This is a genomic window from Thalassobius vesicularis (assembly GCF_004799325.1).
Lineage (GTDB): Bacteria > Pseudomonadota > Alphaproteobacteria > Rhodobacterales > Rhodobacteraceae > Thalassobius > Thalassobius vesicularis.
The window spans coordinates 1-13276 of record NZ_SSMD01000015.1; the positions used below are offsets into that span (position 1 = coordinate 1).

The following is a 13276-nucleotide window of genomic DNA, read 5'->3' on the forward strand; positions in this document are numbered from 1 at the left end:
GCTTGGCGACATACCCCCGAAGCACGGTCAGCTGGAGATGGTCTTGGCCGTAGGTGTCCTGAATCTGGGTGATCCCTTCTTGAAGCCGGGCAAGCTCCTTTTCCATTCGTGCGACAGCTTGAGGTGTTACGCCCTTGATGCGTTTTGGCTTGTTTGCATCGACCAGCTGCGCCTGGGGCGTCCCCGCGAGGATTGCCGAGATGTAGGCCACAGAATAGTTGTTGGCGTTCACCATGAGTTCAGCGGCCTCGATCTGGCGCAAAGCGATCATCTTTCTCAGATGGGTGAACACGGCCGCCGTGCATGCTTTGTCTTTCAGGATCGCCACGGCTTCCTGGCAAATACCGTCGAGCAGCTTGACCTTGCGCTGGATGCTGCGTGGGTTGAGATCCAGCGCGGCTGCGATCTTTTCCTCCGAGACACCGCGCTCGATCGCCTTCAGGATCATCCGGTGCTCCTGAATGGGCGCGATGCGGCTGATACGCTTGTTGTATGTGAAGGCTTCGTCGTCTGGGTAAAAGTTCGGTCTGTCAATAGGGCGCAGGATCCCGAAGGGATCCAGCACGCGAAGGGTGAATGGCTGAGGCTTGCAGTGTATGCGTTATTGGTTATATTGAATACGAATGGTAAGAGAGGTGCCGCGCTATGTCCCGAACGACCACGATGACCGTCCGCCTTGGTGGAGCATTGAGTGACTTCGTGTCAGCCAACGTCGGCGAAGGCGGATCCTATGAAAACGTCAGCGAATATATCCGAGACTTGATCCGGCGTGACAAGGAGCGCGCGGAGGCCGAAGCCTTCGATCGCCTGAAGGCCGAGCTGGCTCATGCCTTCGCCGCGCCGGAAGAGACCTATAAGCCTCTGACTGCAGCTGAGGTGATCGCGCGGAACAGGGGCTGAGCCGGTGCCCGCAATCCGGATCCAGGAAAGGGCGTCCCTTCGCATTGACGACATTTACCGCTACACCCGTGACAGATGGGGCGAAGATCAGGCCGAGACATACATCACCGGCCTGTTTGAAGCCTTCGACAAGATCGCCACGCGCGGCGTTGCATCAAAACCCGTCCCGGCCGAATTTGAGGTCGCGGGCTTCTTCTTCCGGTACCAGCACCATTTCGTTTACTGGCGTCATCTGTCAAACGGCGACATCGGGATCGTGACAATCCTGCACGAGAGTATGCACCAGATCGACAGGTTCCGCGAAGAATTCGGGCTTGGTTGATCTGCCAAATCTTCCTTACTTTTATGTCCGATGAGGAAGGTTCAGCGTGGAAGGTGCCCATCCTTAATTTCGCGCCGTTCTTTAAGCTCGAAGGCCTCTACATCCTCGATGCGGTAAATTACGCGGCCGCCCAGCTTGATGAAACTCGGGCCATCCCCGACCCAGCGCCATCGCTCAAGTGTCCTCGGACTGATTTTCCAGCGGGCGGCCAATTCGACTTGGTTCAAACAAGTTTCGCGCATTTTCGTCTCCTTTCGAACGACCCCAATGGTCGCGAAACGACGAATGCGTAGAAATAAAACCTATTCAAGTCAGTGCGTTGCGGTTTTACTGGTCCTGCATTGAGGAGCCGTGGGAATACCCTTTCTTGCCAGTGGTGTCACTCGGGCCGTGCTCCCAGCATGCCCATTGCGCAATTTCCGCCAGAATTGCGCAAAAAATACGGAAGCTCCCGGACAAAGATACAGAGGCACAGGACAGGGTCCACCATCTGACCATCTTTCGCCGCTCCTTTCTCAGTGTTGATCGCCGTGAGGCGCTGGCGAAATCATTCGGCAAGAGAGGCATTCGGCGCGCACGGTCTGACCCGATGACCGCCCGCGCTAATAGTACCAGCCGTTCCGCTCTGGGGGATCCCCGAGCGGGTCCTGTAGTTCGTCGATCTCCGGAAACAGATCGCCAGTTCCCGTGATAGACCGCGCCGCCACTATTCCGGTTTGGCGGTCGATCTCGCCGAGACGTTGGTCGACCCAGATCAGCATCCGACCGAGATCGCTGTCCTCCGATGGCTTGGCATCGTCAGGCAGGCTCGCCAGCCAGTCTCGAATCTCGCGCGCCTCCCGACGCAGTTCTACTATCCGTTCGAGATGGGCCAGCCGCTTTTCTTCGCGCTCTTTTCTGGCGTGAGCCAGTTTTCGTCGGCGATGCAACTCCTGCCATCTCCGCTCGCGCTCCTCGCTGTCTTCGCGGCGCACACGAACGGATTCGAGAACCAGCTCGATACCGGCCACGATGTCCGGCACCATGCGTTCCACACGTTGCGTCTTGCCGTCACCCCAGGTCTTTCGGAGCCCGTCGGCCCGTGCATCGATCGAGAATACCAGCTGTCCGGTCCATTCTGTCACGTATTCCGGCCAAGGCGGTCGGCCGCCCAAGGAAAAGCTGTCCCAGTCGTTTCGTCGCCAGGAGCGCGCCTCCTTTTCTTTCCGTCGCTCCTCGAGAGCGACCTCTTCGGGCGTCGGGATGTATTTCACCCGTTTCGTGCGCTCGAGCAGGGTGAAGGTCACCCGGTCCGCGTTTCTCTGCACGGACATCTTGTCCCCTTCGGCTGTTAGGTTGAGGCCGACTTCCTCAAGGCCACGGGCCAGCGCGTCGAGGATGAAGATGGATCGCTCGGTCGAGGGCGCACTGATGATAACGCCGCAGTGGCCGGGTTCGATTGCGCTGAGGACGCCTTCCTTGTCGGGCTTCCTGGTGCGGAGGAACTTCGCCGTCTTCGCCACCTTTTTGTGCGGGCATTCGATCGGTACAATAGGCGCTTCCGCCACCTGCCTGATCGTCGCGACGCGGTTCTCGCGCTCGGTTTTCCTCTTTCGCGCAATTTCAGAGATGCTCTCAGGCAGGTTCGATGTCCTGCCACGTATTGTCACCTGATCGAGCGTGCGGTCCTTGAGTTCAAGAAAAGGTGGCACGGGTGGTTTCTCGCCGGTGGCTACCTTTGCCCAGTATCCGCGGGGCGGAACGGGGATGTGGTGCCGGGCGCACAGCTTTGCCAGCCCGCGATCTGACATGCCGAATTCCCCGGCTAGCGCGGTCATAGGCTGATCCCAAACCAGATCATAAAGATCCCTGCGGGTCATCTGATTTGGTTTCCGCATCGATCATCACTTTCCAAATCGTTTCTGCAATTTACGATACGACCGGATAAAACGGTTTGCCCCAATTCTCGGTCGGATTGTCCATCATGATGTCCACGAAGGTAGGCATCAGGAAACCAAGGATTGCGGCACCGTCACGGACTTGGGCCCGGTTCACAGCGCTGTTCCAGGTCGAACCGCCATGGACGATCTGGTTGCGAAGGACGTAGAGCCGGTCAAAGACGAAGCTCAGGACCTTTGCATTGTCTCCCTTCTGAAAAGCCTGCGCAAAACCGCGTGCCGAGGATTTGAAACGGTCTTCCCAGTCCTCGAACCCGTCGATGCCGTTGTGGTGCTGCCAGAACGGGTTGAAGACATACTGATTTTTCATGAGCAATCTTACCGGCCCGGCAAACCTCTGCCAGATGGCTCTGTAGATACGTTGATCGCCATCCAGTGCGACGAGCTTGCCGAAATAGTCGAGAAACGTGGCTCTCTCGCCAGGAGCAATGGTTTGGAACTCGCGCTCGTCGGCATAGGCGGCATTGAAGGCAATCCATAGAAAGACAAAGCGGGCGTCGTCATCTTCGCCGCAGGCCTCGGCGCGGCCGATCCAGCTAATGGCGCGGTGAACGCGAAGCCCCATCGTCTCGGGAAAACCATCTCGAATGGCGCGCTGTTTGTTTTTCAGCTTGGCGAAGTCGAGAGCATCGTTCATCCGTAATTCCCTTCTTGAATCCTGTTCACGGCAGCGCGTCGAAATCTGACCTCTGATGGCCCGCGACCAGTGTTCGCAACCCTTCCGGCGCCACAACCTCGACCTTGTCTCCCCACTGGTAGAGATGCCAGGCCATCTCGAGCCATCCGGCGGCAGTGAACCTGACCAGCAGGCTGCCGTCTTTTTGCTGTTCGATCTCTTGGGTAGGATGGAAGCGGAATTCCGAGGCGCGCCTGGCGGCCTCGGGGGAGAAACGCCAGACCACCTCGCCATACTGGGCCGGGTCCTGATACACGCCGAATGCCCTTGCGGCGTAAGCCTCGAGCGAAAACCCCGCCTCGAGCGCGAAACTCTCGTCGAGACATTCGGCCGAGTGGAGGCGATCCATACGGAAATTGAGAAGAGTGTCGCTTCGAGCGGGCTGACGTGCCACGAGGTAACTGCGGTGGCCAAGAAGCAGGCCGTGCGGTTCGATAATGCGCTCGTCCGCATCGGGTTCGCCATAGCGGATCCGGAGACGGAATGGGCCACGCAACGCCTCGATGACCGCATCCAGCACTTCCGGTACCAGATCAACCTTTGGGCCGGGGCGCGTGACGTGACCGAGGGCCAGCAGCACCGCTTCGGCATCTGCTTCGGTTCTGAGGGCTTCCTTGGGGCTGAGGCGGGCAAGAAATCCGTCTCGCAGATCCGAGAGTGCCTTTGCATGGCGCAGGCGGCCCTGTTCTCCGGCCGTACGGATTGCGATTTCCAGAGCTTCGATCGTTGTTTCCTGTCGGGGCTCAAGCCGGTCCAGAAGGGGATCGGCGATGCGCCATCTGCGACGACGGTCCGGACCATCCTCGAAAGTGACGTTCGTGAATGTGTCCTCCAGCGCGTCGGTCATCCGCTGAGCCGTTCTGTGTGAGACCTCGAATTCCTCGCAGACCTCGTCGAGGCTGATCCCGGTGCGTCGGGCAGCCGCCATCCGGGCGAGCCGGAGCAGGTCTTGAGCCTTCGAGAAGGACATGGATTCTCCATGTCAGAGATTGACACCCACGCAAGCTATTGATGATCCTGCAATCTGTCGAGGCGATTCCCTCGCGGGTTGTGGAATTTTCATTGGGAGCACGCATGAGGGATGTCGACGGCCAAATCCTGTTTTCCGCATCGGATCTGATGCGGTTCATGGGTTGCCGTCATGCGACCACGTTGGACCTTACTCACATGCAAGGTGGTGGGCCGCAGCCTCGTAAAGACAGCGAGGATGCGGAACTCCTTCAGAAACAGGGCGATGAACATGAGGCCGCGCATCTCGCGAAGCAGAAGGCCGCTGGCAAGTCCGTCGTGGAAATCGACTGCGGCGAGCTGACCCGCGACGCGGATGCCACGCGCAAGGCCTTGGCGCAGGGCGCCGACATCATCTTTCAAGGAGCGTTTGTGTCAGGCAACTGGGGCGGCTGGTCCGACTTCCTGGAGCGAGTCGATCGACCATCCGCGCTTGGCTCGTTCAGCTACGAGGTGGCCGATACCAAGCTGAAGCGGCGGCCACACCCCAAGCATGTGCTGCAGTTGGTACTTTACTCCGATCTGCTGACAGAGATTCAGGGCGCCGCGCCCGAGTTCGCCCATGTCGAATTGGGGGACGGCAACCGCGCGACCCTTCGGTTATCGGACTACTCTGCCTACGCCCGCATGGCGCGGGCGCGGCTCGAAGGGTTCGTGGCCGATCCGCAGCCAACCCGCCCGATCCCCTGTGCGGACTGTGGTCTTTGCCGCTGGGGCGACCATTGCGCCGAGGTCTGGAAGGCTGAGGACAGCCTGTTCAATGTCGCCAACATCAGCCGTGGACAGGTGAAGAAGCTGGAAGCCGCAGGTATCCAGACCATGGAAGCCCTCGCCAGTCTCGATCATCCGATCCGCGGCATGTCGGAAAACACGCGCATGCGCCTTTTAGGCCAGGCCCGTCTGCAACACGCCCGCAAAACCGGGATGCCCGCATTTGAACTGCGCTCACCGGAGCCCGGCAAAGGGTTCGATCTGCTACCCGAGCCGCAGGTCGGCGATCTTTTCTATGACATCGAAGGCGATCCGCATTTCGAGGGCGGCCTCGAATACCTGCATGGCGTCTGGTTCGATGGCCAGTTCCAGGCGTTTTGGGCGCATGACCATGCTGCCGAAGCACGAGCACTCGCTGAACTGCTGGAAATCTTCCGTGCGCGCATCGCAGCTTATCCGGACGCACACATCTATCACTATGCGCCCTACGAGATCACCGCGCTGCGACGGTTGACGACGAAGTACGGCATCGGCGAGGCCTTCCTCGACCGGCTCCTGCGCGAGCGCCGGTTCGTCGATCTGTTCGCCGTCGTGCGTGGGGGGCTGATCGGCTCCGAGCCCAATTACTCCATCAAGTCGATGGAGGCCTTTTATGGCCGCAAGCGCGATGGAGAAGTGAAAACCGCGGGCGGTTCGGTCGTCGCCTATGAGCGTTGGCGCGAGACGGGCGAGCAGCAGATCCTCGACGAGATCGAGGACTATAACCGTGTCGACTGTATTTCGACCGAAGAACTGCGAGATTGGCTCGTCGGCATTCGCCCCGGCTGCCCATGGCCATCGCTTGGGCAGGATGCGGGCATGAAGGAGGCCGAGGAGGATGCAGACACGGAGGCGCTGCGTTCGGCCCTTGCTGCTTCCGGCTTACCAAAGGACCGGCAAGAGATGCTGTTCAACCTCGGCCTCTTTCACAAGCGCGAGGCGAAGCCCGCGCAATGGGCGGTGTTCGACAGCGTTGGCAAGGACGAAGATGATCTGATTGACGATCTCGACGCGCTTGCAGGGCTCGAGGCCTCGGGCGCGGCTGAACCCGTGAAACGCTCGATGGCACGCACCTATCGCTTCCCGCAGCAGGAGACAAAGTTGCGGGGAGGCAAGAACGCGACGGTGCCTGTCCTTGACGGGCCGCCTGCCACAATCAGCATCACCGACCTAGATCGGACTTCGCGCGAGATCACCCTAAAGACCGGGGCGGCGAAGGCGCATCTTCTGACGGACCGCCTGACCCTGCACCCGGACTGGCCGCTGAATACCGATGTCATCGCCATCGCGCTCCGCGACGTGATTGCCGATCAATGCGGGCCGCGCCGTTACACGGCAGTGGACGATCTGCTGTCCAAGGCCGCACCGCGTCTTGTTACCGGAGCGCTGCAGCAAGTCACGGATCCCGTGGCAGGGACCATCGCTGCCGTAGCGGCGATGGACGGAACAGTCTTGCCGATCCAGGGACCGCCAGGCACCGGCAAGACCTATGTGACCGCGCGAGCCATCCTGTCGCTGGTACGGCAAGGCGCGCGCGTCGGCGTCACCTCGAACAGCCATGAGGCCATCCGCAACGTACTCATGGGTTGCCTTGCTGCGCTGGAGGATGTTGACCTGCCGATCACGCTCGACCTCGTCCACAAGACTTCGGGAGATGATGAGAGCTATCCAGACGATTGCCCCGTCCGTCGCACCACCGACAATGCCGAGGCCGCCGGCGGCAGGCAGGTTGTCGGCGCGACCGCCTGGTTCTTTACCCGTGATGAGAACGTTCAGGCTTTTGACTGGCTCTTCGTGGATGAGGCGGGTCAGGTTGGGCTTGCCAACATGGTTGCCATGGGGCGATCTGCGCGCAATATCGTTCTGGTCGGCGACCCGCGCCAGTTGCCGCAGGTGATCCAGGGGGCGCACCCCGAGCCTGCGAACCTCTCTTGCCTCGACTGGATGCTTGGAGATCATGCGACAGTCCCGCGTGACCGCGGCATCTTCCTGCCCGTGTCGCGGCGGATGCATCCGGATGTCTGCCGCTTCATTTCCGACCAGGTCTATGAGGGACGGCTGACCAGCCACCCAGATACCTCACGCCAGGCAGTGGCCGGGACTGCGTTTCCCTCGGCGGGCGCATTCTGGGTCTCGGTCCCGCATGAGGGCAATGCCCAGATCGCGCCGGAGGAGATCGAGGCCATAAAGGCTGCCGCCCGCGAACTGCTGACGGCCGCATGGACCGAAAAAGACGGCACGACGCGTCCAATGCGTCAGTCCGACATCATTGTGGTCGCACCCTACAACGCACAGGTAAATGCCCTGCGCGACGCGCTACCCGATGGCATTCGCGTCGGCACCGTGGACAAGTTCCAAGGACAGGAAGCGCCTGTCTGCCTGGTCTCTATGACCGCGTCATCGGCTGAAGAGACGCCGCGGGGCATGGACTTCCTGTTTTCCCTCAACCGGATCAACGTGGCGGTCTCACGTGCCAAGGGGCTGGCGCTGGTTTTTGGTGCACCGCGTCTACGCGAGGCGAAATGCGAAACCGTCGAGCAGATGCGATTGGTGAACACGCTGTGTGCTTTGCCTAAACTCGGAGATTTTTGAATGTGGGAGAGTTTCGAGGCACGGCTCGACGAAAATGAACGCGACCGCCCCCTACCGCTGCGCAGGGCGCTTTTCGACGTGCTGCGCGGCTCGGGCCTGCGCCCGGGCGGGGGGGTCACCAAGAAAATGGTGTCCTTTGAATTTGGTGGTGGTGAGCGCCTGCTGTGGGAGATGCAGAATCCGGCCAACATCTTTCTTCATGCAAAGTGGCGCGATCGCGCCGAGGCGAGCGGCTTTGCCAGCGAGCTGCGACCCTATCAGAGCGGCATGAAGGATGGTGGGCGGCATTCCGCCCTCAGCCGTGACTGGTCCTTTGGCAATACTGATTGCATTGTCGTTCGGATCGATAACGCTGAGGCCCTACGCCGACTGCTGAGGACCTTGTTAAATTCTGAAGATGAGTTGGTTTTGAACCCGGCGGCGATCACGCGCTGGATCGAGCGCCTTCGCCATTTCTTTCCCGCCCTTGATCGCTTTGACCTTCCCGATCCACGTTTCGACGAGGCGGAGCGAACCTATAAACTTGAGATTGCAGCTGAGCTCAAGGCAGCAATCACGCAACCCGGATCCGATCAGGATCTCGCAGATGCCGTGCACACCGCGCTCGCCAAAAGCAATCTGCTGCAATGGCGCGCCTATTGGCCGATGTCGCCGAAGGGTGATGCGAATCGTGAAAAGCTCTGGCCCGCCTTGCGCGAACTCGTCGATGCCGCGCTTGGCGCAGCTCACGGCCACGCTGTGGCGCTGGAGGCCTTCGTCAACGCCTGGATTGCGGCAGTGCCGAACGGTAAGCCTGATCCGGCCCGTCAGATCGGCGAATTCCTACTCCTGCATCTCGCCCCCAACGAGGGCATCTATATCCGTCATTCCGTACGTCAGGATCTATGGCTGCAAGCTGTGGGCAGTCGGTTCCCCGATCACTCGTCTATGGCTGATACCTATCGTGACGAATGGCGTTTCATGAAAGCGGTCCGCAGCGCTTTCGAGTCTCAGGGGCTGGCGCCACGCGACATGATCGATGTGCAAGGCGCACTGTGGGTCGTCCACAATTACAAGGAAGAAGACACAGCATCCTTTTCGCGCGAGGCGATCGAGGGGGCGATGGACGCCTACGACAGCTATCGCCAATCGGGCGAGCACGCCGCGATTTTCGACGCCTTCGGCGAGCCGCGCGATTACTGGGTGCGATCGACACGCGAGCGGCCCAACAGGATCTATCCCTCAAAACCGATCGTCGGCTTTTTGCGTGGCAAAACGGAACTCAATGGAGGCTGGGGGCAAAGGTCCAGTGCTGCGGCCCAGCTCCACAATGCGGGCTACATCATCGTCGATGCCGAAGGCGCGGCGGTTGCCTCGCCTGAGCGCTACGAACACCTGATCGTAGCTGCCGACCGCATCCGCCTGTGCGCGCGCAACTACTATATCGAACCGGCTCGCGAGAATGGCGAAGCAGAAGTTGCCATCCGAGCAGGCGACCTCGGCCGCGACATCGGTCTGCACGATCGGCATCCGGCAATTTGTAGCGCGCTCGGGAGCGAGGATTTTCAGAAACTCGCGGCGGTTCCGCCCCCGAACCACACCCTGCCAAATCCCAGCAGTTCCACCGTCTTCACCTATAAGCTCGCCTCGGCGGAAGGGCACGAACCCATGACCTTTGAACCCATGACCGCAATGCCCACCGCCACCAATCTCATCCTCTACGGCCCGCCGGGAACCGGGAAAACCTACGCCACGGCTTGGGAGGCGGTGCGCCTATGCTTGGGCCGGAACGCGGCAGAGCCTTTGCGCCATGACCGCGATGCCCTGATGACTGAGTACCGCCGCCTTGCTGGTGAAGGTCGGATCGAGTTCGTGACGTTCCACCAGTCATTTTCCTATGAGGATTTTGTTGAAGGGCTTCGGCCGACGACAGCGAGCGAACAGGAAGGTGACGACGAGGGCGCCAGCACTTCTGGCGGTTTCAGCCTCAAGCCCCATGCCGGCGTATTCAAGATCATCAGCGAGAGGGCAAGACTCGACACAGGCGATGCGCCGGCAAAGCGGCTCGACCGTTCGCGCCCGATCTACAAGATTGCTCTCGGTCAGCGCGGTAGCCAGGAAAGCCGAATTCGCGAAGGCCTCGATGACGGATTGATCCATCTCGGCTGGGGCGGTGATATCGACTGGTCGGACGAGCGGTTCGACGATTTCGAAGAAATCCGAAAGGAGTGGAACGACCAAAAGGATCCCGATGCATCCGGCAAGGATCCCAATATCGAAATGCTTTTCGCGTTTCGTTCCGGCCTTCAGGTCGGCGACTATGTTGTCATCTCCGATGGCCGTGACAGTTATCGCGCCTTCGGACGCGTGAGCGGCGAGTATTATTTTGATGCCGACGCCGACTTCCATCCGCATCGGCGCAACGTTGAATGGATCTGGCGGGATGACAACGGAGCGGAGCGCGCACCTTTCTACGCCCGGAACTTCCGCCGTCAGTCAGCCTATCGTCTCGATCCGAACAGGATTGATTGGGATGCGCTGGAATCGGTGGTGATCGATCCTAATGCTGAGCGGCCGGTGGCCAGTGCGCGGCCGCATGTCCTCATCATCGACGAGATCAACCGTGCCAATATCTCCAAAGTCTTTGGCGAACTGATCACGCTGCTCGAAGTTGATAAGCGGCTCGGTTGCGAAAACGAAGTCAGAGTTCGGCTTCCCTATTCTGGGACGAGTTTCGGCGTGCCAGCCAACCTGCACATTATCGGCACAATGAACACCGCGGACCGATCAATTGCGCTGCTCGATACCGCCTTGCGTCGCCGGTTCACCTTCCGCGAGCTGATGCCCGACGTTGAAGAACTGCGGCGGGCGCTGGCGGCGCGGCAGCTTGATGCCGCAAATCTCGACGGGGTCGATCTTTGCAAGCTTCTGCGCACCCTCAACGAGCGGATCGAGTATCTTTTCGATCGGGAACATCAGATTGGCCATGCATACTTCACCGGTTGCACTACCCGCGCCGATTTGGATGACGTCATGCGCCACAAGGTCATCCCGCTGTTGGCGGAGTACTTTTACGAGGACTGGTCAAAGGTTGCCGCCGTGCTCGGCGACGGTGATGGTGCCAACGGCTCCCGCTTCCTCGAGTCCAGACGATTGGCGACGCCAGCCGGTTTCGGCGATGATGATCTCGGCGGAGACAAGCGGCGTTGGAGCGTGAAGACCAGCTTTGATTTCACGGACTTCGCAGCCTGATGCCCGCCTACACGGTTCGTGAGTGGGAAAAGATCGCCTATGGCGAGGCTGAGGGTCAGATTGCGGTGCACCATGCCGACCGACTGGCGGCGCTGGCGACCCGCTCGGCCTTCGCCGGACGCGGCGGCAGCGGGGTGCTTGAGCATGGCAGGAACGCCTTGCGTGCCCGCGGCGTAGTCGGAATTCTGGCGGTGGGCGATGCAAGCCTGGAGATCCTACCAAAGATCGATGTGGCGCCCGGTGAAACTCCCAATCACGAGAACGCCGCGATCCGGAAACGCCTAGTGCATATGCTTGCCGTAGCGCTTGATTTCAAGATCGACCTCGGTGTCATTACCGATCTCGCCTGGCAGCGCGAAACGCTGTTGGAAATCTTGATCCGCATCTTTTGCGACAAGCTGACCGAAACTCTGCGTAAGGGCATGCCGCGCCGTTATGTCGGGCGCGAAGAAGACCTGCCGACTTTGCGTGGTCAGCTCGACGTGAACCGTCAGTTCACCTATCATGCGGTCAATCCTTCACGCCTCGCCTGTCGTTTCGATCTTCTATCAGAAGACACGCCGCTCAACCGGATCATGAAGGCGGCAGTGGTTCACCTGTTTCGCCTCTCGCGGCGCAGCGCCAACCAGAAGCGCTTGCGCGAGCTAGCGTTTGTTTACGCCGACATCGCCGATGTTCCAGTTCCGGCTCTGCGATGGGACGAGGTCGTCATCGACCGGACCAACCGGTCCTGGCGCGAGTTGTTCGCCATGGCGCGTCTCTTCCTGCATGATCGCTACCAGACGACGACAGGCGGAACGGGTGAGGGAACCGCTATGCTGTTCGAGATGAACGCACTGTTCGAAGAATATATCGGACGGCTGATCGCTCGCGCATTAGCAGGAACTGGGCAGACCGTTTCGCTTCAAGGTGGACGCCTGTTCTGCCTCAGCGCGCAGGACAGTGAACGCGGGCTGTTCCAGACCAAGCCCGACATCCTGATCCGCAGGGGTGGAACTGTAAGCCATGTCATCGATACCAAGTGGAAGCGGATATCCTCGCGGATTGATGATCCCAAGCAGGGCGTCTCACAGGCTGACGTCTATCAGATGATGGCCTATGCGCAGCTCTACCACGCTCCCCGCTTGACGCTTCTCTACCCCCATCACCCAGGCCTTGGAACTGAAGACGCTGTTCACGCCAGCCATCGCATAACCGGGCATGCCACGATCCTTGAGACCGCCAGCATTGACGTGGCGAATAGTGAGAAAATACTCGATCGCATCCGACGACTACTTATTGGCGATGAGACCATAGTCGAAGCCATTGGCTGACCGAGCTAGAGACCCGCTCTGCAAGAGAAAAACGGCGTCTTGGAATGTGGAGAAGGTTCGATGCTAGACCCATCCCCTCCGCCACTTGCACATTGCAAACCCGAAAACAGGTCCCTGGCGGGGCCTTTTTTCTTTTTGTTTCAAAGGGGTTTAGCGGAGCAATCCGACTTTCGGAGACTGGTATTTCCGCCGAAATCGGTCTCTGAACGCCCCGCGTCTCTTTCCACCCGCCCTTTTGCCAAATCGAGACGGATTAAAAAGATCACGCGATTTCAGTGTGTTGCCGAAATTGAACTGCGCCGCAGTTGAAGCGGGTTCATCTGCTCTCGGTACAAACAGAGACACCCGAAGGCGGCGTGGTTGTGCGGGGTGTTGCCCGTGTCGGAGACGTACGTGGTAATTGTTAGTTGTCGCTTAAGAAGGTAAGCAGTCTACCTACGCAGCAGCCCCACTTGGACGTCGAGCAAGCGCACGCCTTCATCGACGAGCGAAAAGCCACGTGCTCCAAGGGTCCATCGAATGGCGACACCCTGCACAAGCGAGGTTA

10 protein-coding genes are annotated in these 13276 nt (G+C 59.8%); 6 read left to right on the forward strand and 4 right to left on the reverse strand.

The genetic code is table 11. The features are described from left to right. A partial coding sequence (locus tag E7681_RS18435; RefSeq protein WP_281277671.1) for a plasmid partitioning protein RepB C-terminal domain-containing protein occupies window positions 1-565 on the reverse strand: 565 nt, incomplete at its 3' end. An 80-nt stretch (window positions 566-645) separates the two neighbouring features. On the opposite strand from E7681_RS18435, the gene E7681_RS18440 reads away from it, so the two are divergent. Genes E7681_RS18440 through E7681_RS19440 form a run of 3 tightly spaced genes read left to right on the forward strand, consistent with a single transcriptional unit; the run spans window position 646 to window position 1515 of the window. Further along, a complete protein-coding gene (locus tag E7681_RS18440; protein ID WP_136340735.1) occupies window positions 646-900 on the forward strand; it encodes a ribbon-helix-helix domain-containing protein in 255 nt (84 codons plus the stop codon). Between the two features lie 4 nt (window positions 901-904). Beyond that, window positions 905-1222 carry a type II toxin-antitoxin system RelE/ParE family toxin gene (locus E7681_RS18445; RefSeq protein ID WP_136340736.1) on the forward strand — a complete coding sequence of 106 codons (318 nt, stop codon included), beginning with the start codon at window positions 905-907 and terminating at the stop codon, window positions 1220-1222. A gap of 23 nt (window positions 1223-1245) precedes the next feature. Further along, on the forward strand, window positions 1246-1515 hold the full coding sequence (locus E7681_RS19440) for a hypothetical protein (protein ID WP_211089834.1): 270 nt from the start codon (window positions 1246-1248) through the stop codon (window positions 1513-1515). A gap of 309 nt (window positions 1516-1824) precedes the next feature. On the opposite strand, the gene E7681_RS18455 is transcribed toward E7681_RS19440, so the two are convergent. The 3 genes from E7681_RS18455 to E7681_RS18465 all read right to left on the reverse strand — a co-directional run bounded on the left by E7681_RS18455 (window position 1825) and on the right by E7681_RS18465 (window position 4805). Then, on the reverse strand, window positions 1825-3039 hold the full coding sequence (locus E7681_RS18455; protein WP_246032548.1) for a hypothetical protein: 1215 nt from the start codon (window positions 3037-3039) through the stop codon (window positions 1825-1827). A gap of 91 nt (window positions 3040-3130) precedes the next feature. Next, entirely contained in the window at window positions 3131-3796 is a 666-nt protein-coding gene (locus tag E7681_RS18460) for a HEPN domain-containing protein (protein ID WP_211089835.1), read from the reverse strand. A gap of 25 nt (window positions 3797-3821) precedes the next feature. Then, a complete protein-coding gene (locus tag E7681_RS18465) occupies window positions 3822-4805 on the reverse strand; it encodes a helix-turn-helix transcriptional regulator (RefSeq protein ID WP_136340738.1) in 984 nt (327 codons plus the stop codon). A gap of 41 nt (window positions 4806-4846) precedes the next feature. On the opposite strand from E7681_RS18465, the gene E7681_RS18470 reads away from it, so the two are divergent. Genes E7681_RS18470 through E7681_RS18480 form a run of 3 tightly spaced genes read left to right on the forward strand, consistent with a single transcriptional unit; the run spans window position 4847 to window position 12729 of the window. Then, entirely contained in the window at window positions 4847-8185 is a 3339-nt protein-coding gene (locus E7681_RS18470) for a TM0106 family RecB-like putative nuclease (RefSeq protein WP_246032549.1), read from the forward strand. Beyond that, window positions 8186-11416 carry an AAA family ATPase gene (locus E7681_RS18475; RefSeq protein ID WP_246032550.1) on the forward strand — a complete coding sequence of 1077 codons (3231 nt, stop codon included), beginning with the start codon at window positions 8186-8188 and terminating at the stop codon, window positions 11414-11416. Continuing rightward, complete coding sequence (locus E7681_RS18480) at window positions 11416-12729, forward strand: McrC family protein (protein ID WP_136340739.1); 1314 nt, start codon at window positions 11416-11418, stop codon at window positions 12727-12729. Before E7681_RS18475 ends, E7681_RS18480 begins: the two co-directional genes overlap by 1 nt. Window positions 12730-13276 lie beyond the last annotated feature (547 nt).